Origin of the sequence: Achromobacter ruhlandii, from assembly GCF_902859695.1 — a bacterium.
GTDB classification, from domain to species: Bacteria; Pseudomonadota; Gammaproteobacteria; order Burkholderiales; family Burkholderiaceae_B; genus Achromobacter; species Achromobacter ruhlandii.
This window is the reverse complement of record NZ_CADIJL010000015.1, coordinates 21,202-45,889: the sequence shown is the minus strand read 5'-3', so window position 1 is coordinate 45,889 and position 24,688 is coordinate 21,202. Positions and strand designations below refer to the sequence as shown.

Genomic DNA, 24,688 nt, shown 5'->3' with positions numbered 1-24,688 from the left:
CAGGCCGCGACCGGCCGGCGTCAACACGTCTTTTGATTGCTGATATGAAATCCTTCCTGACTTGCGTTCCCCTGGCCTGCGCCCTGCTGGCCAGCCCCGCCGGCGCCGCCGGCGTCGTGCCGGAAAGCTCGGTGCTCATCGTCGATGAAGCCACCGGCGAGGGCACCATGACCGTGCAGAACACCGACGCCGCGCCGGTATTGCTTTACACCACCATCGAGAATACCGCCGAGGATACCGAGGAATTGGTGGTGGCCACCCCGCCCATGGCGCGACTGGAAGCGGGCCAATCGCAACTGGTGCGCTTCATGCTGACCAAGAAGGGCCCGCTGGCCACGCAACGCCTAAAGCGCGTGGCGTTCGAAGGCATCCCGTTCGCGCGGGGCGCCGACAACCAGGTGCAGACCACCTTTCGCCAGAATATCCCGATGATCATCCAGCCGCGCGCGCTGGAAAAACTGAAGGACCCGTGGACGCGCCTGACCAGCAGCGTGGATGGCGACAAGTTGCGCCTGTGCAATGACAGCGGCTATGTGGTACGGCTGGCGCAGCAGGCGCGGCTGGAAAGCGCCAACGTCAACCTGCCTCTGCCCAAGACCTACCTGCTGCCTGGAGAGCGCTTCGAGCTGCCGCTGGCCGGCAAGCACGCGGCCGCCAGCGGCACCGTGACGATCTGGCCCGCCACGGTCTACGGCTATGCCGCGGGCAGCTATGGCATCCCGTTGTCGAACGCCTGCAAATCGACACCTTCAAGATGAATCGGCTCAAGAACGCGGCGGCGGGCCTGGCCGCCTGTATCTGCATGGCGCTCCCGGCCGCCGCGTTCGCGCAGCAATTCGATCCCCAGACCCTGCAACGCTTGGGCATTTCCCCCGAAGCGGCCGCCTACTTCAGCAAAACGGCGCGTTTCCTGCCTGGCACCAGCCGCGTGCGCCTGAGAGTCAACGGCATCGATCAGGGCACGATGGACGTGCGCTTCAATGAAGAAGGCACACTGTGCTTCACGCCCGAGCTGCTGCGACGCGTCGGCCTGAAGGTGCCGGACGGCACGTCCGAGGAAAGCTGCCAGGATTATCGCAAGGCCTATCCCGAAACCGACATCACCCAGTTGCCGAACCAGTCGCAGGTCGACATCGTCACGCCGCTGTCGGCCCGCGCCCCCGCCGAAGAGGCAGTCCAGGGCCAGTATGTCTCAGGCGGCACCGCCGCGTTGATCAATTACAACCTGAGCGGCTCGCGCAGCGGCGGCGGCGATTCCGGTTACCAGTACCTGCGCGCCTATAGCGAAACGGGCCTGAACGTCGCCGACTGGATCCTGCGCAGCCGACAGGACTATTACTCGCAGGGCGGCCGCGCCACGTTCACCCAGGGCGACACGTATGCGCAGCACGCCGTGCCGAACCTGCGCGCCACCTTCCAGGCCGGCCAGATCTCGCCCGCCGGCTCGCTGTTCGCGGTCGGCACGCTGCGCGGCGCGCAGCTGTTTCCCGAATATGCGTTGCGACAGACGCAGGCGTCGGGCGTCGGCTTCAACGGCATCGCCAGCGGCCCGAGCCGGATCGAAGTGCGGCAGATGGGCACACTGATCCTGATGACGCAGGTGCCGGCCGGCGCCTACACCATCAGCGACGTGCCCATCATCAGTGGCAATTCCGATCTGGACGTGCAGGTGATTTCCACCAGCGGCGAGCGACAGCAATTCATCGTGCCGGCGGCATCGTTCGGCGCGGTGCGCAACGCCACGGCACAGGGGCTTTCGGTCGCCATTGGCCGCTACCAGGCCTACCGCAACAGCGATAGCGAAACGCCCCTGGTCGCCACCGCCAGCAACGGCTGGACGCTCGGGCGCCGCGCCAGCCTGAATGCCGGCGCATTGGTGTCCCCCTCCTACCGCGCCCTGGCCGCCACCCTCACCGCTTCGCCCAGTGAAGCCATCAATGGCTCGATCGGCATCCGCGCCTCCAGCGCGACGGCGACCGGACAAAAGCTCCAGGGCCAGCAGATCACATCGACCCTGTCGGTGTCCCCCCTGGATAGACTGTCCACCAATTTCTCGGCGACCTGGCAGACCGAGGGGTACCGAGACCTGGCGCAAGTGCTGCAACGCGTGGAGGACCCGCGCGCCGGGGCCCGCGCGAGCCAGACCTACACCGCTGGCGTCTCCTGGTTCCAGCCCACGCTGGGCGCGCTGTCCGCCACCTATGCCGCGAGCCGGCTGAGCGGGCTGGATGCCACCCGCCAACGCGCCACGTTGTCATGGAACCGCAGCTTCGGGCGCACATCGGTGACGCTGTCGGCGGCGAAGGACCTCAGCGCCGACACCCGGGCGCGCTCGGACAACCAGTACTTTCTGACGCTCAGTTTTCCGCTGGGCAGCGCCAGCGCCGGCGTCTATGTCAGCAAGGCGGGCGATAGCAGCGCGGTCGGCGCCAGCTACTCGGAAACCGTCAATCCGCAGCTCAGCTACAACCTGAGTTCGAGCATGGCCAATCCGGGCCGCGCCGTGAACTCGTCCATCGCCATCGACGCGCTGCCGCGCTATGCCCGCGTCAACCTGTCGGCCAACCGGGATGCACAGGGCAGTCTGTCGACGAACTGGGGCGTCCAGGGGTCAGTGGTGGCGGGCGGCGGCGCGGTCGCGTTCTCGCCATACGAAGTCGGCGACACGTTCGGCATCGCCAAGGTCGGCGATCTGGCTGGGGTGCAGATCCAGACCCCAGCGGGTCCGGCGTGGACCGATGCATGGGGCCACGCCGTGATCCCGGGGCTGCCGGCCTATAGCGAAAGTTCGGTCGAGATCAACACCGCCAGCCTCCCGCGCAACGCCAACCTGCCCAACGGCGTCCAGTCGGTGAAGCCGGCGCGCGGCGCGGTTCAGGTGGTGGACTTCAACCTGCGGCAGGTGCAGCGTTATCTGTTGTCGGCGGTATCGGAGGCCGACCGGCAGCCTCTGGCCGAACGCCTGGCGGTGATGGACGGTCGCGGCAACCTGGTCACGCTGGTCGGCCGGCACGGCCAGATCTTCCTGGACGACGCCTATGCGGCGCCGCTGCAGGTTGCGTTGAAGGACGGCGGCAAGTGTTTCCTGGATTTCCAGCCTAGCGACAAGCCGGATCCGGATCGGCCTTATGAGGATGCGCAGGCAGTGTGCCGCGCGGCGCCGCCTGCGGCATCATAGGCGAGCCCGCCAGCGTCAGGCACGCAGCCACCGGCTCCAGCACCGCCTGCGTGCCGAGCTTGAAGCGCCGCACCTGCTGGGCCAGCCGGCCGGCCTGCTCGCGCATGGTGCGGCCGGCCGCGTCGGCCTGGCGCGAGCCGTCCTCGACGCGGCTGACGGATTCGTTGATCAGCGCGTTGATCTCCTTGGCCGCGACCGCGGAACGTTGCGCCAGCGTACGCACCTCGCCGGCCACCACGGCGAAACCGCGCCCTTGCTCGCCGGCGCGCGCCGCCTCGACGGCGGCATTCAGCGCCAGGATGTTGGTCTGGAAAGCGATGCTGTCTATGACATTGGTGATGTCGGCGATGCGGCGCGAACTGTCAGCGATGGCGTCCATGGTCCGCACTCCCCCATCGACTTCTTCGCCGCCGCGCGTGGCCACGCTGGAGGCGCGGGTGACCAGCAGTTCCGCCTCGCGGGCGTGGTTGGCGTTTTGCTGCACCGTGCTGGTGAGCTGCTCCATGGAGGCCGCGGTCTGCTCCAGCGAGGCGGCCTGCGCCTCGGTGCGTTGCGACAGGTCGGCGTTGCCCTGCGCGATTTCGGAGGACGCCGCGGCGATGCCTTCGCAGCCATCACGCACATCGCGCACGATACGCGCCAGGCCGTCGTTCATGCCCTTGAGGGCGCCCATCAGGTCGCCGGTCTCGTCGCGGGTCGTGATGCGAATGTCGTTCGTGAGATCACCGGCGGCTACCTGGCGCGCGGCGCGCACCGCCTGGCCCAGCGGGCCGACGATGCCACGCGTCATCAACCAACCCAACAGCACGCCAAGCGCCACGCCCGCGATCGACAGCGCGACCATGATGCCGCGGATGCGCGCATACAGTTCCGTGCCTTCCCGCACCGATTGCGCCGTGGCGGTCTCCTTATTGCGGGCCAGCTTGGCCATGAGCTCATCGAGGAGTTCGGAGGACGCGATCACGTTCTTCTCGATCTCGACGGCGCGGGGATCCTTCCGCATCAGGGGCAACGCACGGGCGGCGGCGAAGAAGGCCTCGGCGTCGCGCTGGATATCCATGGCCCGCACCGCCGCGTCGAACTGCTGGCGGATGGCTTCGCGCTCGCGCTCGGTGGACGCCGCCAGATAGCTGTTGCGGGCGCGGCCGGCGTACACCAGTTGCAGGTTGGCGTCCTTCATTTCAGACAACCCGCGCAACTCGACCTCACATGGTAGGACCGCACGAAGATTAGGGATAACCCTAGGAACGAACGATTTTTCCGACTGTTCCCCATGCTGGTTCAAGCAACGGCTGAAACCCCTCATAAATTTCAGTAATCAGCCATCTGCCCGTCACGGTTGGCGCTCGGCTGTCCGGCGGTCCGACAACATGCCCGCACGCCGCCCGCCAGGCATCCGCTAATGCCCGGTTAATGCACGACACCCAACATTCGGCATCGATCAAACCGGGCATGGCCGCCCCTCATCTCGCGCCGGCGCGCTGTCCTCGGGGCCGGAAGCCCCCACCAATATGGAGATTGCCTCGTGCGCCAACGCCGATCCGTGCCGATCGCATTCGGACGCGCCCTGCCGATCCTGACGCTGGCCATCCTGGCCGCGTGCGCCGGAGGAAGCGGCGGCGGCGGCAATGCAGGGGCAGTCCTGCCGGCCCTGGGGAACAGCGGTGGGGCCAGCGGCAAGGACGACCGGGGCGGCATGGCGCTTCCCGATGCCGGGGCTGGCCTGGGGGGCAGCGGACCAGCCGTGGTTCCGGTCGAGCCTGCGGACCCTGTTGTGCCGGCCGATTCCACTGCGCCTGCCGATAGTGCGCGGCCTGGGTATCCCGCGCCGCCTTCCGATACTGCGCGGCCAGCCGATCCAGAGCCGCCTGCCGATCTTGTGCTGCCCGCCGAGCCCTCGCAGCCGGCCGATCCTCCGCAGCCGGCCGATCCTCCGCAGCCGGCCGATCCTCCGCAGCCGGCCGATCCTCCGCAGCCGGCCGATCCTCCGCAGCCGGCCGATTCCACGCAACCTGCCGATCCCGCGCCGCCCGCCGATTCCGCGCCGCCCGCCGATTCCGCGCCGCCCGCCGATCCCGCACCGCCCGCCGATCCCGCGCCGCCCGCCGATCCCGGCGCCGCCATCGAGCCCGTCGGCGACACGGGCGTTCCCGGCTGGCGACCGACCTCGCCCGCGCCGACCCCGCCCGTCGCGGCGGCCTTCGATGGCGCCGGCGTGAACATCGGAGTGATCGACAATGGCTTCGAAGCCGATCCGACCACGGACCACCACAAGCTGGCGGTCCGGGACGTGCTGCGCGAGGTGATCGCTCCTGACGACGCCGAAGCCACCAACGAGGACGGCGATATCGCCACCCATGGCGCCATCGTCAGCCGCATCATCGGCGGCCGGATCGTGGCCGACGACCCCTTTGCCAAGGGCGCGGCCACGGGCATCAACCTGTATCAGGCAAACCAGGCCACCGACTTCTCGAACCAGACCCTGCGCAAGCTGCTGTCGGCCTTGGACACGCGGGGGGTCAAGATCGTCAACAATTCCTGGTCCTTCGCCCCTGGCCCCGATTACGCCTTGCCCGACGGCGATGAAACCCAGCCCGATTCCTCGACCGTCCAGGGCTTCTTCCCGCTCCTGCGCGAAGCGGTGAACGACAACGGCCAACTGCTGATCTGGGCCAACGGCAACGAATCCAGGTCCGATCCCTATCTACTCGCCGGCGCCCCCTCACTGGAGCCCGCGCTGGAACGTGGCTGGCTGACCGTGACCCAACTACTGGCCAACGGCGATCTCGCTACCTGGTCCAACGCTTGCGGCATCGCCGCGAACTGGTGCCTCGGCGCGCGATCGCCGGACGATGACACGCTTAGGGGGACATCGTTCAGCGCTCCCGTGGTGACCGCCGCGGCGGCATTGGTATCACAGGCCTATCCCTGGATGGACAACAGCGCCCTGCGCCAGACCCTGCTGTCGACGGCTGACGACATGGGCGACCGGAGCCGATTCGGCTGGGGCCGCTTGAACAGGGATCGCGCGGTGCGCGGCCCCGCCCTGTTCGACACGCGCCTGACGCTGGGCGGCGATTTCGTGGCGGACTTCGACGGGATGCGCTCGGCGTTCTTCAACGACATCGGTGGCGATGCCGGCCTCGACAAGCGGGGCACCGGGGCGCTGGTGCTATGGGGCAGGAACGACTATGCCGGCGCCACGACAATCACCAGCGGCACGGTGGAGCTGTACGGCAGCGTGGCAAGCGACATCGCGATCCATGCCGATGGCGCGCTGATCGCCGACGGCGGCGTGGCGGGGCGTTCCGTGGCCAACAGCGGCACACTGCTGGCCAACGGCAACGGCCTGCACATCGGCGGCGACTACACGGCCACGCGGCCCGAGGCCCGCATGATGGCGCAGCTCGGCACGGCCGTGACCGTCGACGGCACCGCCGCGCTGGGCGATTCCACGCTGGTGGTCACCAAGCCCGACGATGCCTACGTGGTGATGTCGCGCGAACCCGTGCTCAAGGCCGGCCAGGTGGTCGGCCGCTTCGGCACGGTCGAGACGGACGCGGGCCTGCTGTACACGGTCAGCCCCGACTACTCGGCGACCCGGGTCGACCTGAACGTCACGCGCGGCAACGTGGCGGCCGTGGCGCGCGGCCTGTACGCCGGCCAGACCGCCCGGCTGGACGCCGCGCGGGCGGTCGAGACCGCCTTCCAGGCCGCCGACGCGAAAGTGCTCGGCGCCGGCGCCAATGTCAGCGACGCGTTCGTCGCGGGCGCGGCCAGGCTGCAAGCCGTCGGCAGCGCGCCGGCGCTGGCCGCCGCGCTCGACAGCGTCAGCGGGCAGATCCACGCCTCGTCGCAGGCGCTGGCATTCCAGCAATCCGAGACCGTCAATCGCGCCCTGTCCGACCGCATCGACGGCTTGTCGCCGGCGGGCACGCCAAGCGGCGGCTGGGTCCACATGACCGGCGGCACCGGCCGGTTGCGCCAGTCCGGCTATGCCAGCGCCGACACACGCCAGTACGGCGGTCAGGCCGGCTTCGACCACGCCGTCGCGGACAACGCGATACTGGGGGTGGCGCTGGCGTGGTCCGACGCCAAGGCCGCCTTCGACAGCCATGGCGGCCGCGCCAGGAGCCAGAGCACGGGGCTGTCGCTGTATGGACGCATCGGCGCCGCCGACGGGCCCTATCTGGCGGCGCGCGCTGGTCATGAATGGATCCACGCCGACATCAGGCGCGAGGTCCTGGTCGGCAACGCCGATCATCTGGAAAGTGGCCGCGGCGATGGCCTGACCTCGCTGTACGCCGAAGCCGGCCATGTGTTCGCCAAAGACGGCGGCCGCATCGCGCCGTTCGCGGGCCTGTCACATGACCGTCTGCGGCGCGGCCCGATCGACGAAGGCGACCAGCCCTTCGCTCTCCGGGCCAGCAGGCGTTCCTATCACCAGACAGCCGCCCTGCTCGGCCTGCGCTTGCATGCCGCGCCCCTGGCCTGGGCTGGCGGACTCACCACCTTCAGCGCCTACGGGGCCTATCGCTACGGCAACCCGACACGGCTGGACTTCACGGCGGCCTTCGCTGGCGCCCCCGATGCCAGCTTCAGGGTCGAAGGCATCGGGCTCCCTCGCCATGCGGGTTGGGTCGGCTTGGGCGCCGGCACACACGTGGGCGACGCAATGTCGTGGTTCGTCAACGGCAATGTGCGATTCGGCCATGGCGGGGTGGCCAGCAATGGGGTGTCGGCAGGCTTGCGTTATCGGTTCCCATGATTCCAGGACGGTGTATCGACGCGCCGGCGTCCATGAAGGCCGCCGCGCCTATCAATCTTTGCGCATCACTCATGCGCCATCGTTATGGCCTGCAACCCGCATGGCTGCCTCATGGGAAAAAATCTCCATTCAAAACAGACTCTTAGGGAAACAATGTAGATCCGGCGCAGGCGCCACCACAGGCATCGTCCCTGGGTTCCCCTATCGCCCGCCAGCGGGCAATCTAGGCGGTTTGATTCCAAGAGGCCCGCACGCGAGGCCTCGATCCCCCTACGAGGAGCTTTCCTGTGAGCAAAACTTCCACCCGCCGCAAGCTTGGCCTGGCGGTCGCGCAGATGGGCCCGGTGCACCTGGCCGACGACCGGGCCGCCGTGGTCAAGCGGCTGGTCGCCATGATGCGCGAGGCGGCCTCGCGCGGCAGCGAATTCGTGGTCTTTCCCGAACTGGCGCTGACCACGTTCTTCCCGCGCTACTGGATGAGCGAAGCCGAGGCGGTCGAGCGCTTCTTCGAGCGCAGCATGCCCAACGCCGACGTCCAGCCGCTGTTCGACACCGCGCGCGACCTTGGCATCGGCTTCTATCTGGGTTACGCCGAGATCACGCCGGACGGCCGCCGCTTCAATACGGCCGTGCTGGTCGACCGGACCGCGCGCGTCATCGGCAAGTACCGCAAGATCCACCTGCCCGGCCACGACGACCACAAGATCGACGCGCCCTTCCAGCACCTGGAGAAAAAATTCTTCGAAGTCGGCGACCTGGGTTTCGGCGTGTGGGACATGGAAGGAACCCAAGTCGGCATGTGCCTGTGCAACGATCGTCGCTGGCCGGAGACCTATCGCGTGATGTCGCTGCAGAGCGCCGAACTGATCGTGCTGGGCTACAACACGCCCTCGCTCAACATCCACTGGAACGAGCCGGCGCACTGGCGCACCAGCACGCACGAGATCGTGCTGCAGGCCAGCGCCTACCAGAACGCCGTCTGGATCGGCGCGGCCGGCAAATGCGGCTCGGAAGACGGACACCACATGATCGGCAGCTCGATGATCGTGGCACCTTCCGGCGAGATCGTGGCGCGTTCGACCTACGAGGAAGACGAGGTCATCACGGCCCATATCGACCTGGCCATGGGCCAGACCTTCCGCGAGCACGTGTTCAATTTCGCCAAGCACCGCAGCCCGCACCACTACCGGCTGATCGTGGAGCGCACCGGCGCGGGCGAGCCGCTGCCGACGCGGCAGCCTGACGCGGATTAGCGACCACTGCCCGCCGGGGCGCGTACACTGGTCCATTACAGACCGGACGCGCCCCGAGCCGTCGCGACACACCGGCCGGCTCGCACACGGGAACCCGCCATGACGACGAACTACACGCAGACGTTCATCACCGCCTCGCCCGACAGCACGGCCACGGCGGGAACCGTGCCGCCCAAGGCTGGCTCCATCGCGCAGCTGCAGCACGCGCTGCTGACGCAACGGCCCTACCACTACACCAGCGACGATCTGCTGTTCGAGGTCCATGCCCTGCGGCACGGCATCGCGCCGCGCGACCGGGCGCAGGCTCGCGAAGCGTTCTTCGCCCGCCCGCAGGCCTGCCTGCGCGCCTCGCCGCTGGTCAAGCAATTCGGCTGGGGCATCCATCATGACGCCGATGCCCGCATCGCCGCCTACGGCGTGGAAACGCCGGCCTACCGGAAACTGAGCGCCGCCGCCGGCGTGAAGGTGGTGGTGGGCATGCGCAGCCGCAGGGCATGAGTTCCCGCAGTGCGGCCGACGCGGTCGAGGGCCCGGCGCACGGATCGCGCCAATATCAGACCAACACCACTACTTCAGGCGCGCATCGCGCCAGCGGCCGCCCCTAGAATCTCGGAGGTCTGGATTTCGAAGGGGATTGCTGGACGAACCGGGTCGCGGCCGCTTGGCGGGACGCGACCGGCAACGCCAGGCATGGGTATGCGCATCCTAGTCGTTGAAGATCCGCCCGATTGGGCGGACACGGTATCGCGGCACATCGCCGAACTCGGTCACGCGGTGCGGACATGCGCCGGCCAACGTGAAGCGCTCGACCACATCCGGCGCAGTCCGCCGGAGATCCTGGTCACCGGCGCTTCGCTGCCCGATGGCGACATGCTCGGGCACATCGCCGCGCTGCGCCGCGCCCTGCCCGCCATGGGCATCATCGTCCTGACCGGCAGCGTGCGCATGCACGCGCAGCTGCAGGGCATGAGCGATGGCGCCGACTACTACCTGATCAAGCCGGTGCAGTTGCCCGTGCTGGCCGTCACGCTGACCGCGCTGGAACGCCGCCTGCTCACCGGCGCGCAGGCGCAGGCCGACAAGCCGCGCTGGACGCTGGACGTGGCCTCGCGCGAGCTGCGCTCCACCGAGGGCGACCAGGTCGCGCTGACCGCCAAGGAGTCCATCGTGCTGGCCTCGCTGATCCAAAGCCCGAAATTCCCGGTCAGCCACAAGCGCATGTCGCAGTTGCTGGGCTATCCCGAAGTCATCTACGACCAGCATCGGGTCAATGCCCTGCTCTACCGCGTGCGCAAGAAACTGTCCGCCATCCGCGGCACCCCGATGCTGATCCGCAACATCTATTCCGAAGGCTCCCTGCTGGTCCTGCGCGACGTCACGGTCGGCATCGCCATGCCGGGCTGAAACGCCGGCGATGCGCGCCGGGCATGCGCGCCGGGCATGCGCGTCGGGCATGCGCGCCGGATATGCGTTGCTGGATATGCGTTGCTGGATATGCGTGTTGGATATGCGTGCTGGATACGCGCGCCGGATATGCGTGCCGGATATGCACGCCGCGCAGAGGCGCGACCGCGTGATGCCATGCGGACCGGTCACCCCGCGACACGCACGATCATTTGTGATTTTTCTACCTGGCAGGCTCGCCTACACTGAACAGGTCTTTCAACTTTCCCCAAGAGAGAAAAGACAAGAAAGCCCCGCCAGTTACAAGCCGGCGGGGCTTTCTCTTTGCGCGCGAAAACTACACCATGTTTCATTAATTGCGAATAAAAACTCACAAAAAATCATAAACCCCGGAATTGGGTGCTCTCCAACTAAATATCGTTTCTCCTGCTGTCGTAGTTCTGGCAACGGACGAGCCCGCATCCCGCGTTGCCGGTTCGTCACGTGCATTCCGGGCGGCGTAGCCGCCCTGTTTGATCAAGCCACTCTTTCCAGGAGCAAACACATGGCTGCAGTCATCAATACCAACTACTTGTCGCTGGTTGCGCAGAACAACCTCAACAAGTCCCAATCCGCCCTGGGCAACGCCATCGAGCGCCTGTCGTCGGGCCTGCGCATCAACAGCGCCAAGGACGACGCCGCCGGCATGGCCATCGCCAACCGTTTCACCGCCAACGTCCGGGGCCTGACCCAGGCGGCGCGCAACGCCAACGACGGCATCTCGCTGGCGCAGACGACAGAAGGCGCCGCCTCCGAAATCAACACCCACCTGCAACGCGTGCGCGAACTGGCGGTGCAGGCCGCCAACGGCAGCTACTCGACCGAGCAGCTCAATTCCATCCAGGACGAAATCAACCAGCGCCTGCAGGACATCGACCGCATCTCGCAACAAACCGATTTCAACGGCGTCAAGGTTCTGTCGGACAAGGCCACGCCTCTGACCTTGCAGGTCGGCGCCAACGACAACGAAACCATCACCCTGAACCTGAGCGAAGTCAGCGCCAAGACGCTGGGCCTGGACGGCTTCAACGTCAACGGCACGGGCGAGACCAAGAACCGCACGGCCACCGTGACCGACTTGACAGCCGCCAACGGTACCGCCACCGGCAACGACTGGGTGGTGCGAACCACCCACGCCTCGGCCACTGCCGACCAAGTATTCGCCAAGCTGGAAAATGGCAACAAGGTCACCCTTGGCGCCGCCGTGCCATCGTCCGCCACCGTCTACACCTACGACGCCGCCAACAAGAACTTCTCGTTCACCGACAAGTCGGCCTCGGACGCCGCGACCGTCACGACCCTGGCCAATTCTCTGCGCCCGCCCACTGGCACCGCCACCGGCACCTACATCCACGCCAACGGCACCGCGTCGACCACCTTCGAAGTCGACGCCACGGGCGCCATCACGGTCAACGGCTCAGCGGCCTTCCTCGACGCCGGCGGCAACCTTACCACCAACAGCGCCAGCGGTACGGCCGCCACGCTCAACACGGTGATGACCGCCGTGTCGAACAACACCAACGCCGCCGGCCAATCGTCGCTGTCCATCGGCGGCAAGACGTACCAGAATTTGGGCGGCGGCGCCTCCAGCGCGGCCCATGTGACGTACATCAACACCTCCTCGTCCGATGCATTGCTGGCCACGGCAAAGGCCAACGCCACCGCCAACGACGTAACCGTCACGCTCGGCACGGGCATCACGTCCGCCACCGTGCAATTCACCAGCGGCACGTCGACCAACACCTACGTCGACGACAAGGGCGCATTCACCACCACCGCGAACTTCGAGACGAACTACCACGTCGATCCCACCTCGGGCAAAGCCACCGTGACGGGCGGCACCGGCGGGGGCGACTATGCCCCCAAGACGGGTTCTCTCGTCTACGTCAGCGCATCGGGCAAGCTGACCACGAACGCCACCAGCAAGGGCACGAAGACCGAAGACCCCATGAAGACGCTGGACGCCGCCTTCAGCGTCCTCAATAAGATGACCGGTGAAATGGGCGCGGTGCAGAACCGCCTGGAATCGACCATCAACAACCTGAACAACGTGATCAACAACCTGGCCAATGCGCGTTCGCGCATCCAGGACGCCGACTACGCCACGGAAGTGTCGAACATGTCGAAGGCCCAGATCCTGCAACAGGCCGGCACGTCGGTGCTGGCGCAGGCCAACCAGGTCCCGCAGACGGTGCTGTCGCTGCTGCGTTGATCGTTTCGTAGCTTGACGGCCTCGGCCCCCGGACCTCGCGCAAGCGGGATCCGGGGGCCGATTCGCATGACGGCGGTCCGTTGCACGGCCGTGCGGCCATGGCGTGCGCTCAGGCGCCGGCCAGGGCCAGCGCAGCGGGCGCGTGACGCTGTGGCACCGCGACCGTCCCGGGCGCGGGCGCGGCCTGCAACCGGAACAGCTCCACCGCCCGCAGCAATTGCGCCGCCTGTGCTTGCTGCGAGGTCGAAGCGCTGGCCGCCTGGGCCACCTCGGACGCGGTTTGCCGGACGAGTTCGTCCATATTGGCCACCGCCAGGTTCACCGCATCGATGTCGGCGCTCTGGGTCTGGCCGGCCTCGCCGATCTCTCCCACTACCCGCGCGGCCTGATCGATGCTGGACACCACTTCGCGGATCACGCCGGCCGCGTGATCGGCCTGGCGAAAGCCATCGCTGGTCTTTTGCAGGGAATCGGCAATCAGCGCGCGGATATCGCGCGCCGCGCTGGCGCTGCGTTGCGCCAGGGCGCGGACCTCGGTGGCGACTACGGCAAAGCCACGGCCGCTTTCGCCGGCGCGCGCCGCTTCCACGGCCGCGTTCAGGGCCAGGATGTTGGTCTGGAAGGCAATGCTGTCGATCAGCCCGATGATCTCCGCGATCTTGCGCGCCTGTTGCTGGATCTCGCCCATGACGGTCGCCACGCCGGCCACGGCCGCGCTGCCGGTATCGACCGTCTGGCGCGCCTGCTCGGTCAGTTGCCGCGCCTGCTGCGCGCGCGCCGCGTTGTCGTGGACGTTGGCCGCCAGGTCGCGCATCGACGCGGCGGTCTGCGCCAGCGACTCGGCCTGGGTGCGGGCATGCCCGTCGAGCTGCTGATTGCCTTGCGCCATCTCGCGCGCGGCCGCCGACAATGCCGTTGCCGTGGCGCGCACTTCGCTCATGGTCCGATGCACGGCGTCCATGGTGCGCTGGAAACTCTGGCCCAGCACGCTATCCATGTGCATGCCGCCGAAGCGCAGGTCGAACACGCCGCTCTCGCGCCCGATGTGGGCGCTCAGGCGCGCCAGTTCCTCGGCGGCGATGGCGGCGCGCTCCATCTTCCACGCGAGCCAGCCCAACGCCGCGGCCTGCACCACCACATAGGCAGCGTGCAGCAGCACCATGCCCAGGCCGGGTTCGGTGAAACAGATGGCGCCATAGCCCCACTGTTGCAGGTAATTGAAGGACAGGTGGTGCAGCGCAATGACCACGGCGGCGCACAGAATGACGCGCCAGTCCCGGTAGGCCAGCAACAGCGAGAGCAGCACGAAGATGCCGAAGTGGATCTCGGCCTGCCCGGACAGCAAGTGGATATGGAGCGCGGCCAGCACCATCAGCGCACAGGCCACCGCCAGCCGCGTGACCACGCGCCCGGGCCGCCACAGGATCAACAGCGACGGGATACCCGCCGCCAGCAGTCCCACTACGATGGCCGCGTACCAGCGGCCGTACTGCGGCGCCATGCCCAGGCCAACCAGAAACAACAGCCACAGCAGCGGCAACATCGCACGATCGGTACGTCGATACGAATCCAGCAACAAGCCGCGCGCGGTGGACATGATCGGGTCCTTGAAATGGAAGATGCGCCATGACCGGCGCAGGTCCTATTCTGCGGGGATAATATCAATTTGTGAATATTTATTTCATATCGTTTTCCCTTCTTGGGCGCAAGCCGGTGCGGACTCGCGAGACTCGCGAGACTCGCGCGACTCGCGCGACTCGCGCGATTCACACGATTCGCACCGTTCGCACGATTCACACGGTTCGCACGATTCACATTCGCACCGACTCGCCTGATTCGCCTGATTCGCCTGATTCGCCTGATTCGCCTGATTCGCCTGATTCGCCTGACTCGCCTGACTCGCCTGAATCGCCTGAATCGCCCGACGCGCGCCGCCGCCCCCCGCCCCACGTGAAAACCCTGCCCTCGCCAAGGCGTCGAAGCGCTTTTCGCAATTTAGTTAACATGTTAAAAAACACTCGCTGTCCGGTATCACCTCGCCATACGTAGCGTTCTTCCACGTTCGACAAGCACAGAGAGACAACGAGGTTTCCCATGCATATTCTTGCGAAGCGCCTGCTGGCGCTGGCGGCCCTGTCGCTGGCCGCCGCGGCCCAGGCCCAATCCTGGCCAACCCAACCCATCCGCTGGATCGTGCCCTATCCGGCCGGCGGCGGCACCGACGTGCTGGCCCGCACGGTCGTCAGCGGGCTCGAAAAGCCGCTGGGGCAGACCCTGGTGGTCGAGAACCGCCCCGGCGCGGCCACCATCGTGGGCGCCACCGCGGTGGCCGAATCGGCGCCGTCCGGCTATGTGGTCGGCTCGGTCGACATCGCCACCCTGGCCTTCAACCCGGCCCTGTACGCCAGCCTGAGCTACGACCCCGCGAAGTTCACCTACATCGGCGGCCTGGCCAGGTTTCCGATGATGCTGGCGGTCAGCGCGAATTCGCCCTACAAGACGCTGGACGAGGTATTGCAGGCGGCCAGGAAGCAGCCCGGCAAGCTCACCGCCTCGTCGGCCGGCAGCGGCACGCCGCACCACCTGGCGCTGGAACTGTTCAAGCAACGCACCGGCGCCGACATCCTGCACGTGCCCTACAAGGGCGCGGCGCCGGCCATCCAGGACCTGCTGGGCAATCAGGTGGACCTGATGTTCGTCGACCTCACCAGCGCGCTGCCGAACATCAAGGCGGGCAAGCTGCGCATCCTGGCGACGGCCACGCCGCAGCGGCTCAAGGAACTGCCGGACGTGCCGACCATGGCCGAACAGGGCGTGAACGACTACACCGTCTATTCCTGGCAGGGCGTGGTCGGCCCGCGCGGCCTGCCCGAAGCCGTCACGAAAAAACTGTCCGCCGAACTGCAGGCCGCGATCCGCACGCCCGCCATGTCGCAGAAGATGGCCGATATCGGCGTGCAGCCCATGCCGATGTCCGCGGAGGAATTCAGGGCCTATGCCGAGCAGGAGCGGCGGGACTGGGCCGAAGTGATCCGCAAGGCCGGCATCAAGCGGGAGTAAAGCGCGGGGCGGACCGGCCGCCGCGCGGTTGCCGCCCCATGCGCGGCAACCGCGCGCCCGGCTCGGGCGCATGGAACGATCCCGCCGGCGCCAGCGGCTCTACAATGCCGCTACCTTTTCGGGAGTCTTTCCATGCTCGGTGTCACCGACTATGGCGCCTTCGTGCTCGCCTTCATCATGCTGTTGATCATCCCGGGGCCGGGCAATTTCGCCCTGCTCACCGCCACCGGCAAGGGCGGCATCAAGGCGGGCCTGGCCGCGACCTGCGGGGTGATCCTGGGCGACCAGGTATTGATGTGGCTGGCAGTGGCCGGCGTGTCGGCCCTGCTGGCGGCCTACCCCACGGCGTTCCATATCGTGCAGTGGGCGGGCGCCGCGTACCTGGCGTGGCTGGGGCTGCAGATGATGCGCAGCAAGCCTGGCGCCGCGCCGCGCCCGAGCCGCATGGACAACGGCCATTACCTGCGCCAGACCGCGATGATCACGCTGCTGAACCCCAAGGCGATCATGTTCTACATGGCGTTCTTTCCGCTGTTCATCGATCCGGTCAGGCACCAGGGGCTGGTGACCTTCGCCTTCATGGCCGTCACCGTGGCGGCGCTGACGTTTCTCTATGGCCTGGCGGCGGTGCTGCTGACGCATCACCTGGCCGAGCGCATGCGCGCCAACCCGCGCGTGGCCAATCTGCTGGAGCGATTGGCCGGCGTGTTTTTGCTGGGATTCGCGGTGAAGCTGGCGGCGATACGGTAGGTTGTCACTTTTTTCGGCCGATTCATCAGCCAGCTACGCCGCCTTGCGCCTGTCCTGGGTGAGATGCATATCGATGTGAATATCGGCGAAAGGGCATATGAGCCCCCCCCCCTCGTCTTGTTCCAGGAGCCCAAGGGCAACGAGGGCATGGGCATCCTGGTGAACGCGCTTTACATCGCGGCCCAGGCGGCGAGCTAGTTCTCGCACGCCAACCCGACCCGCGCCCAGCATTTCCCGCACCATGTTCCAACGCAGTTCCGTCAGCTGACCAAAGAAAGCAGCGGCGGACTCAAAGTTAAGCCGCTCCCCCTGATACTCGCCTGACCGCGCCCCGGCAACGGCGCGCTTGCTGACGCCTGCCAGAAAGGCGCGCCAATCTTGATTGATAGTGACAGTCAAGGTTCGCTTCATATGCTGCCTCTCCATTTCGTGACCTCCACAACGAAGTCCTCCAGCAACTGCGCTATGCCCCGGAACTCATAAGGAAGCTCTCGTTCTTCCTGGTGCATGTGATCACCCTTGCCACGTTCGTTATCGAAACCTACGATCCGCTTGCCATCACGGGCATACACCAACCGATACTTGAAACCATGGGTGGTCGGAGGAACTGGCCGCGGCACCTTCCAGATAACGATTTGCAGAATGCCGCCTTCGGCGTCGACGCTCTTTTCGCTGATGATCAGGGTAGCGCGCATGTTGTCAATTGTGCCAACGCAAATTGGTGTTGTCAAAATTGACAACACCATGAAAATCAGGCCGGGAATCGCCAATCCCGCGCAGGTTGGCGGGTGGCGGCAGGCATTGTGGTCTTACTTCCGGGTCTGCCCGGAGGCCGAAGGGCGCACTGGCGCTGCGCTAGAGATAAGGCGTCGCCAGCCAGATCACCTTGTTGCGCAGCCGCTTGGCGAACGGCGCCTGCTGCAATTCGTCGAGCGTCTGCCGGCGGGCATTGGCCACCAGCGCATCGATGCGGGCGCCGATCCAACATGCCACCTGCGGGTCGTAGATTTCGGTATCCAGCTCGAAGTTCAGCCGCAGGCTGCGAGGGTCCAGGTTGGACGAACCGACATAAGCCCAGCCGTCATCCACCGTCATCAGCTTGGAATGGTCGAACGCCCCGCGCGAGCGCCAGACGCGGCAGCCGGTGCGCACCACCTGGTCCAGTTGCGCCGTCATGGCGTAGTCGACCAGCCGCAGGTTGTTCTTGCCCGGGATAACGATGTCGACGATCACGCCACGCCGCGCCGCCGTCGCCAGCGCGCCGATAAGCGGCTGGTCCGGCAGGAAATAGGGAGACTGGATGCGCACGTGGCGCTGCGCCACCGCCAGCGCGCCCAGGATGATGCTGTGCGCGCTGCCCATGGCCCGGTCCGGCCCCGACGGCACGCAGCGCATGGGCACCACGCCATGCGGCGGCTGCGCCTGCGGATCGAACCACGGCTGCGCCGGCAGCGACTCGTGGGTGGTGAAGTTCCAGTCGTGCGCGAACACCGACATCAGCTGCGTCACGATGGGGCCTTCCACCCGGAAATGCGTATCGACGTTGGTCGCCGCGCCCGACAGCGCCGTCACGAAGGCCGCCCGCACGTTCATGCCGCCGGTGAAACCGATGCGCCCGTCCACCACCAGCACCTTGCGGTGGCTGCGCAGATTGGCATAGGGCATGCGCAGCACGCCCAGCGGATTGGTCATGAAGCGCGCCACCGGCACGCCGCCGCGCGCCAGCATGCGCACGATCGGCGGCCGCGAATACTTGGCGCCGATGGCATCGATCAGCACCCGCACCTGCACGCCGCGCCCGTGCGCCTCGATCAGCGCCTGCGCCATCTCGCGGCCGATTGCGTCGTTGTCGAAGATGTAGCTCTGCATCGCCACCGCGTGACGCGCCTCGCGGATCGCCTGCAGCATCGCCGGATAGGCTTCGTCGCCGCCAGCCAGCGGCCGCACCGCGTTGCCGCCCAGCAGCCGGAAGCGGCTGACCTGGTCGCCCAGCACCTTCAGCGACGCGAACTGCGGCCCCGAGATCGGCGCCACGTCCACGCTGGGCGTTTCCACCAGCGCCGCGTCCACCAGCATCGCCTCGTCGCGCTGCTGCGACAGCCGCGTCTTGCGGATCCGGTTGATTCCGGCCACGAAATAGGCCGCGGCCCCGAACAACGGGGAGAACAGCGTCAGGCCGACCCAGCCGATGGCCGAGCGTACGTCCTGCTTGGTCATGGCCGCGTGCACCGCCGCCCCGGCGCCCGCCACCACGCTGACGCCGAACACCATGTGCGGCCAATAAGCGATCAGTAATTCGTGTATGCGATCCATGGCAACGGCGCGACGCTGGCCTCCAGAGCGTGATTCGAGCGCCAAGGATAGCAAGGCCGGCGGGCCTGGCAAGAGGACGGAAATGTCCTGGGTGACCCGGGCATGTCAGCGGTTTTACACGACCCAAAAAAACATGCTAGAATTCGGCCTCTTTGCAGTTGAGCACGAAATGTTGTGTGCCATTTAACAGCAAGGAAACCAGTGGTGGCTGTAGCTCAGTTGGTAGAGTCCCGGATTGTGATTCCGGTTGTCGTGGGTTCGAGTCCCATCAGCCACCCCACCGAATTTTCCAGAAAACAGCCGCTCCTTGAGCGGCTGTTTTTTTTCGCCTGCTTTTTCGGCTGCGTTTTTTGGCGAACCCGGGTTGGCGAACTTGGCCCTTCGCTACTTCACATTGCCATCCAGAAACGCCCGGATCACCCCGCCGATCTCCACCCCATGCGTTTCCAGCGCCAGGTGCCCGGTGTCGTAGAACCGCACCTGCGCGCCAGGGATATCCCGCTTCCAGGCCTGGGCGCCGGCGGGCAGGAAGAACGGATCGTTCTTGCCCCACACGGCCAGCAGCGGCGGCCGATGCTCGCGGAAGTAGGCCTGGAACCGCGGATACCGCGCCACGTTGGAGGCGTAGTCCAGCAGCAGGTCGAGCTGGACCTCGGCGTTGCCGGGCCGGGACACCAGCTGGCTTTCCAGCGCGATCGCATCGGGCGCGACCAGGGTCTTGTCCGGCACGCCTTCAAGGTATTGCCAGGCGATGGAAGCCGGCGTGGCGAATTCGCGCAGCGCGTCGCGATTGGCCTGTGACGGCTCGTTCCAATAGCGCTGGATCGGCGCCCACCCCTGTCCCAATCCCTCTTCGTACGCATTGCCGTTCTGCGAAATGATGGCGGTGATGCGGGACGGCTGCGCCGCCGCGATACGCCAGCCCACCGGCGCGCCGTAGTCGAACACCTGCATGGCGAAGCGTTCCAGCTTCAGTTGGCGGGTGAACTGGTCGATGGTCCTGGCGAGCTGGTCGAACGTGTACGCATACTGGCCGCGGGCGGGCGCCTCGGTGAAGCCGAAGCCGGGCAGGTCCGGGGCGATGACGTGATACTTGTCCGCGAGCATCGGGATGAGATTGCGATACATGAACGACGAGGCCGCATAGCCGTGCAGCAGCAGCACCGCAGGCGAGCCGCGTTGGCCCGCCTCGCGGTAGAACACGTTCACGTCGCCCACCTGTTCGAAACGGTGCCGGACCTGCAGGTCCGCCGCCTGTCCGTCGCCCGTCTGCTCCGCTGCGCCCGACCCGCCCGCGCCCGCCACGTTTTCCGAAGCCATGATGACACTCCTTAGTAACCGTTAAATTGAATTTAAAAGGTTACTTTGATGCAAAGTAACTGGTCAACGAATTTTTTATAGGTTACATTGATCGCATGCCGGAAACTCCAAAATCCCCCAAGGCTCCGCTGTTCGTCGGCGATGACCTCGCGCTCGACTTCATCAATAGTGCGTATGGCGTCGGCGCGGCGCGCCACGACTGCTTTACCGACGATGACGCCGTGTTGGCATGGCTGCAGCTGGCCGGCGCGCAGCCCGCCGACGCCGGCGCGGCGCCTGCCGGCCTGAAGGCATTGGCCGTGAAGTTGCGCGACAACGCGCGATCACTGTTGGATGCGGCGCGCCAGCAAGGCAGCGCGGATGCCTCGGTCGTCAATCATGTGCTGCAGGCCGGCCGCGCCTCGGAGGCGTTGCAGTGGGATGAGGCCACCCAGGCGTTCAAGGTGGTCAGGGTGCGCCGCCGCGACGATGCCGCGAGTTTTCTGGAACCCATCGCGCAAGCGGTGGCCAGGCTGCTGACCGACACGCCGTTGGCGCTTGTCCGGCAATGCGAGGCCCACGACTGCACACTGATGTTCCACGACAAGACGAAGTCTCATCGGCGCCGCTGGTGCAGCATGGCGCTGTGCGGCAATCGGATGAAGGTGGCGGCCTTCCGCTCGCGGCAGAAGGCGGAGTGAACGAGGGGCGGCGCGCCCAGACGATAGGGCCGCCCCCGCCCGCTCAACCGTCCGAAGTCGGCACCGCGGCCTGGCGCACGGCGAAGACGGCGCTGGCCTTGAGCACCAGGCGCTGGTCTACCTTGAGGTGGCAAGTGGCGTAGATCAGGCGCTTGCCGCGCTTGTCGATGGTGACGTGGGCTTCGAGCCAATCGCCGGGCATGACGGCGTTGAGGTATTCGACCGACATCTGCGCGGTGACGACCGACGCCTGGCACTGGTGGGCAATGACATAGCCGAGGGCGCTGTCGGCCAGCGTCGCGAGCAGGCCGCCATGGGCCATGCCGTGCATGTTGCCGTGGGCCGCGCCGACGCGCATGGCCAGCACGTCGTCGGCCTCGCGCCGGTAAAAACCGCCCAGGTCCGCCAGGTGTCGCATGAACTGGCTGCTGGGGTGCCAGGGCGCGAAGCCGGCGGGAATGGTGTCTGTCATGAGGATGGGGGATGTCTGCTGCGCAATGTCCCACGTTAGCGCAAAGCGGGCGGCGCCCGCCAGCGCGAGGCGGCGGCGACCGGTGAGCGGACAATTTCGGCGGCGACTGGCGCCACCGTCGCGCCGGCGCTACATTCTGCCCATGCAATCGTCCGTTTCACCGCCCCGCGCATGAACCGCATCAAGACCTACGGCATGGCCGAGCGCGCGGATTATTTCGACTTCGATATCCGTGCGCAGCAGGTGCGCGAGCCGCTGGAGCAGCCGCACCGGCACGAGTATTTCCAGATCCAGGTGAACCTGGAGGGCGATACGCGCCAGACCATCAGCGGCACCACGCGGCCGTTCCCGCGCGGCGGGCTGAGTTTCGTGCTGCCGTACCGCGTGCACCTGGTGCCGCATCCGCCGGGCGCGCGCTACGTCATCATCAATTTCGCCCAGCGGTTCCTGTGGCCGGAGCTGGCGGTGGATGCGCTGGACCTGGAGGATGTGCCGGTGTCGCAGGCGCCGGCGCTGGCGCCGTTCCTGTTCCAGGAATACCTGGATTTCGAGCTGGACGCGCAGGGACTGACCGAGGCCGAGGGGTTGATCGCGCGCCTGATGGAACAGAACCGGCGGCGCGGCTTCGGCTCGTCCACGGCGATCCGCGGGCTGCTGCTGCAATTGATCGGGCTGGTGTGCGGCCGCTACGAGGCCGACCTGCTGCACCTGGCGCGGCATCACGCCGGCAGCAGCCGGCGCGAAAGCGTGCGGCGGGTGCTGGCGCACATCGGCGCGCACCTGGCCGAGAACCTGACGCTGAACGATGCGGCGGCGGCGGCGTTCCTGTCGCCCAATTACCTGGCGCACCTGCTCAAGAAAGAGACCGGCAAGACCTTCACCGAGCTGGTGGCCGAGCGCCGCATGGCGCTGGCGCGCGACCTGCTGGCGCACACGGCGCGCAGCGTGGCGCAGGTGGCGCATGCGGCGGGGTTCGCGGACGAGGCGTATTTCTCGCGCCGCTTCCGCCAGCTGGAAGGCGTCAGCCCGACCGGCTACCGCGAGCGCCTGCGCGGCGGCGAGGCGCAGGCGCGGTGAGGCGGAGGCGCGGGAGGGCCGATGCACTGTGAGGCCGAGGTACGGTGAAGCCGATGCACTGTGAAGCCGATGCACTGTGAAGCCGAGGCACGGTGAGGCCTAGCCAATGTGAGGCCGAGGTACTGTGAAGCCGATGCACGGTGAAGCCTGGGCACGGTGAGGCCGCCGGCGGTAAGGTCGACCCGCTCTGAAGCCCCCACCCTGGCGACAGCCCGCCACAAGGCGCGGAGAAGGACACGACAAGACGCGCGGCCAAATGCGCGGAATCGTCCACGGATTGCGTAATCGTCTCCAGGCCGAGCGGGCGAGGCGGACCTAAGCTGGCGGCAAACCTCGCAACCTTCAGGAGACCCGCGATGACCCAGGCCGTCCAAACCCCGTTTGCCGTGGCGCAGACCACCGTGCCGATCGCCGGCAGCGCGCTGCGCTTTCCGGTGCGCCGCATCTATTGCATCGGACGCAACTACGCGGCCCACGCCATCGAGATGGGGTCGGACCCGAGCCGCGAACCGCCGTTCTTCTTCCAGAAGCCGACGGACGCGATCCAGGTGGTGCCGCCGGACACGGTGACCGACCATCCCTACCCGCCGCTGACGCAGAATTACCACTACGAGGTGGAGCTGGTGGCGGCGCTGTCCCAGGGCGGCCGCGACATTCCTCTGGACAAGGCACTGGACTGCGTCTACGGCTACGCGCTGGGACTGGACATGACGCGGCGCGACCTGCAACGCGGCATGGGCGACCAGAAGAAGCCGTGGGAGATCGGCAAGAGCTTCGACCACGCGGCGCCGATCGGCCCGATCCATCCGGTGGCCCAGACCGGTCACTACAAGGAAGGCGACATCTGGCTGGCGGTCAACGGCGAGCGCAAGCAGCAGGCCACGCTGTCGCACATGATCTGGTCGGTGGCCGAGCAGATCTCGCGGCTGTCGCAGGCGTTCGAGCTGTTTCCCGGCGATCTGATCTATTCGGGCACGCCGGAGAACGTCGGCCCGGTGGTGCGCGGCGATGTGATCGTGGCGCACGTGGACGGCCTGCCGGAACTGAGCATCCGCATCGTGTGATGCGCGGCGCAGGCTGGCCCTGCCGCCCTCCCCGGCGCCAGCCTGGTCTTGGCGCCTCGCCGCCCGGCATGCGGCGGGGCGCCGTAAGGCCGTCCGGCAAGGGACCGCGGCGCCGCGCCCCACGGCGGTACGGCGTCCGGGTCCTCGCGGATCTGAGAGTAAGATTTATGCCATAACAAACAGCCCGTGTGGCAGGAGCAGTGGAAGATGGCAAAAATCGGTATGGTGGGCATCGGCCTGATGGGCCATGGCATCGCAAGCAATCTGGTCAAGCATGGTCACGCGCTGACGGTGCTGGAACATCCGGGCAACCAGCCGCTGGACGCGCTGAAGGCGGCGGGCGCCACCAGTTGCGCCGACGGCGCGACGCTGGCGGCGCAGTCCGACGTGATCATCCTGTGCGTCACGGGCAGTCCGCAGGTCGAGGCGGTGCTGCTGTCGCCCGGCGGCGTGCTGGAAGGCCTGCGGCCCGGCACGGTGATCATCGACTGCTCGACGGCGATCCCCTCCTCCACCGTCAAGGTGGCCGAGGCCGTCACCGAGAAGGGCGGCCGTTTCCTCGACGCCCCCATGACGCGCACGCCGAAGGAAGCCGCCGAAGGCCGCCTGAACCTGCTGGTGGGCGGCGACAAGTCCCTGTTCGAGGAATGCAAACCGATCCTGGCGTGCTTTGCCGAGAATATCGCGCACGCCGGTCCGGTGGGCGCGGGCCACCGCATGAAGCTGCTGCACAACTACGTGTCGCTGGGCGCGATCGCGCTGCTGTCGGAAGCGGCCGCCTGCGCGCTGCGCGCCGACATCGACCCGGCGGTGTTCGCCGAGGTGCTGACCAAGGGCGGCGGCGGCGGCGTGGCGCTGGAGCGCCTCAAGCCGTATCTGCTGGAACAGGACCCGTCGTCGCTGCGCTTTTTCATGTCGAATGCGCAGAAGGATCTTTCCTACTACAACACCATGGCGGCCGAGACCGGCGCGGTGCGCGAGATCGGCGCGGCCGTGCTGCACACCTATGACCAGGCGGTCAGCCAGGGCGGCGGCGAGCGCTACGTGCCCGAGCTGGTGTCGCTGCTGAAGGACCGCTGAGCCGGATGGCGCGGCGCG

At 67.0% G+C, this 24,688-nt stretch carries 19 protein-coding genes, 1 tRNA gene and 1 pseudogene; 14 read left to right on the top strand and 7 right to left on the bottom strand.

What is annotated here, in order from left to right:
- The first annotated feature begins 44 nt into the window (after positions 1-44).
- Together HV742_RS18555 and HV742_RS18550 are read left to right on the top strand one after the other, a co-directional pair.
- Positions 45-758 (top strand): fimbria/pilus chaperone family protein, encoded by a 714-nt coding sequence (locus HV742_RS18555; RefSeq protein ID WP_049072849.1) that lies wholly within the window; start codon positions 45-47, stop codon positions 756-758.
- Positions 755-3,178, top strand: a complete 2,424-nt coding sequence (locus tag HV742_RS18550; protein WP_175146093.1) for a fimbria/pilus outer membrane usher protein — start codon at positions 755-757, stop codon at positions 3,176-3,178. Before HV742_RS18555 ends, HV742_RS18550 begins: the two co-directional genes overlap by 4 nt.
- Here HV742_RS18550 and HV742_RS32465 read toward each other — a convergent pair.
- A pseudogene (locus HV742_RS32465) lies at positions 3,099-4,385 on the bottom strand (methyl-accepting chemotaxis protein); the annotation flags it as partial. The gene HV742_RS18550 and the pseudogene HV742_RS32465 sit on opposite strands and share 80 nt — an antisense overlap.
- Positions 4,386-5,057: 672 nt before the next feature.
- Here HV742_RS32465 and HV742_RS18540 point away from each other — a divergent pair.
- The 5 genes from HV742_RS18540 to HV742_RS18520 all read left to right on the top strand — a co-directional run bounded on the left by HV742_RS18540 (position 5,058) and on the right by HV742_RS18520 (position 12,854).
- Positions 5,058-7,946 carry an autotransporter domain-containing protein gene (locus HV742_RS18540; RefSeq protein ID WP_254601178.1) on the top strand — a complete coding sequence of 963 codons (2,889 nt, stop codon included), beginning with the start codon at positions 5,058-5,060 and terminating at the stop codon, positions 7,944-7,946.
- Between the two features lie 287 nt (positions 7,947-8,233).
- Positions 8,234-9,199 carry an N-carbamoyl-D-amino-acid hydrolase gene (locus HV742_RS18535; RefSeq protein ID WP_302478799.1) on the top strand — a complete coding sequence of 322 codons (966 nt, stop codon included), beginning with the start codon at positions 8,234-8,236 and terminating at the stop codon, positions 9,197-9,199.
- Between the two features lie 99 nt (positions 9,200-9,298).
- On the top strand, positions 9,299-9,697 hold the full coding sequence (locus HV742_RS18530) for a DUF6157 family protein (RefSeq protein WP_175146091.1): 399 nt from the start codon (positions 9,299-9,301) through the stop codon (positions 9,695-9,697).
- A gap of 198 nt (positions 9,698-9,895) precedes the next feature.
- Positions 9,896-10,603 (top strand): response regulator transcription factor, encoded by a 708-nt coding sequence (locus tag HV742_RS18525; RefSeq protein WP_175146090.1) that lies wholly within the window; start codon positions 9,896-9,898, stop codon positions 10,601-10,603.
- A 544-nt stretch (positions 10,604-11,147) separates the two neighbouring features.
- Entirely contained in the window at positions 11,148-12,854 is a 1,707-nt protein-coding gene (locus tag HV742_RS18520) for a flagellin N-terminal helical domain-containing protein (protein WP_175146089.1), read from the top strand.
- Positions 12,855-12,963: 109 nt separating this feature from the next.
- Here HV742_RS18520 and HV742_RS18515 read toward each other — a convergent pair whose 3' ends face one another.
- Entirely contained in the window at positions 12,964-14,451 is a 1,488-nt protein-coding gene (locus tag HV742_RS18515; protein WP_175146088.1) for a methyl-accepting chemotaxis protein, read from the bottom strand.
- 497 nt (positions 14,452-14,948) lie between these two features.
- Here HV742_RS18515 and HV742_RS18510 point away from each other — a divergent pair, with 497 nt between their 5' ends.
- Both HV742_RS18510 and HV742_RS18505 read left to right on the top strand, forming a co-directional pair.
- Complete coding sequence (locus HV742_RS18510) at positions 14,949-15,914, top strand: Bug family tripartite tricarboxylate transporter substrate binding protein (protein ID WP_100504640.1); 966 nt, start codon at positions 14,949-14,951, stop codon at positions 15,912-15,914.
- 132 nt (positions 15,915-16,046) lie between these two features.
- Complete coding sequence (locus HV742_RS18505) at positions 16,047-16,664, top strand: LysE family transporter (protein ID WP_054417714.1); 618 nt, start codon at positions 16,047-16,049, stop codon at positions 16,662-16,664.
- Between the two features lie 33 nt (positions 16,665-16,697).
- Here HV742_RS18505 and HV742_RS18500 read toward each other — a convergent pair whose 3' ends face one another.
- The 3 genes from HV742_RS18500 to HV742_RS18490 form a co-directional block, all read right to left on the bottom strand.
- Positions 16,698-17,075 carry an HVO_A0114 family putative DNA-binding protein gene (locus HV742_RS18500; RefSeq protein ID WP_175146087.1) on the bottom strand — a complete coding sequence of 126 codons (378 nt, stop codon included), beginning with the start codon at positions 17,073-17,075 and terminating at the stop codon, positions 16,698-16,700.
- A complete protein-coding gene (locus tag HV742_RS18495) occupies positions 17,072-17,359 on the bottom strand; it encodes a toxin-antitoxin system TumE family protein (RefSeq protein ID WP_175146086.1) in 288 nt (95 codons plus the stop codon). Before HV742_RS18495 ends, HV742_RS18500 begins: the two co-directional genes overlap by 4 nt.
- A 160-nt stretch (positions 17,360-17,519) precedes the next feature.
- Positions 17,520-18,977 (bottom strand): phospholipase D-like domain-containing protein, encoded by a 1,458-nt coding sequence (locus HV742_RS18490; protein WP_063584372.1) that lies wholly within the window; start codon positions 18,975-18,977, stop codon positions 17,520-17,522.
- A gap of 204 nt (positions 18,978-19,181) precedes the next feature.
- Between HV742_RS18490 and HV742_RS18485 the strand changes: the two genes are divergently transcribed.
- A tRNA-His gene (locus tag HV742_RS18485) sits at positions 19,182-19,257 on the top strand.
- A 104-nt stretch (positions 19,258-19,361) separates the two neighbouring features.
- On the opposite strand, the gene HV742_RS18480 is transcribed toward HV742_RS18485, so the two are convergent.
- A complete protein-coding gene (locus HV742_RS18480) occupies positions 19,362-20,297 on the bottom strand; it encodes an alpha/beta fold hydrolase (protein ID WP_175146085.1) in 936 nt (311 codons plus the stop codon).
- Positions 20,298-20,392: 95 nt separating this feature from the next.
- On the opposite strand from HV742_RS18480, the gene HV742_RS18475 reads away from it, so the two are divergent.
- Positions 20,393-20,977, top strand: a complete 585-nt coding sequence (locus HV742_RS18475; protein ID WP_169537394.1) for a CGNR zinc finger domain-containing protein — start codon at positions 20,393-20,395, stop codon at positions 20,975-20,977.
- A gap of 43 nt (positions 20,978-21,020) precedes the next feature.
- On the opposite strand, the gene HV742_RS18470 is transcribed toward HV742_RS18475, so the two are convergent.
- The gene (locus HV742_RS18470; protein WP_049072835.1) at positions 21,021-21,449 is read right to left on the bottom strand and encodes a PaaI family thioesterase; all 429 of its coding nucleotides are present in this window, start codon (positions 21,447-21,449) and stop codon (positions 21,021-21,023) included.
- Between the two features lie 171 nt (positions 21,450-21,620).
- Between HV742_RS18470 and HV742_RS18465 the strand changes: the two genes are divergently transcribed.
- The 3 genes from HV742_RS18465 to HV742_RS18455 all read left to right on the top strand — a co-directional run bounded on the left by HV742_RS18465 (position 21,621) and on the right by HV742_RS18455 (position 24,670).
- Positions 21,621-22,526 (top strand): helix-turn-helix transcriptional regulator, encoded by a 906-nt coding sequence (locus HV742_RS18465; protein ID WP_175146084.1) that lies wholly within the window; start codon positions 21,621-21,623, stop codon positions 22,524-22,526.
- Positions 22,527-22,882: 356 nt separating this feature from the next.
- The gene (locus HV742_RS18460) at positions 22,883-23,590 is read left to right on the top strand and encodes a fumarylacetoacetate hydrolase family protein (RefSeq protein ID WP_172802774.1); all 708 of its coding nucleotides are present in this window, start codon (positions 22,883-22,885) and stop codon (positions 23,588-23,590) included.
- Between the two features lie 207 nt (positions 23,591-23,797).
- Positions 23,798-24,670, top strand: coding sequence for an NAD(P)-dependent oxidoreductase (locus HV742_RS18455; RefSeq protein ID WP_049072832.1), 873 nt, complete (start codon positions 23,798-23,800; stop codon positions 24,668-24,670).
- Positions 24,671-24,688: the final 18 nt, after the last annotated feature.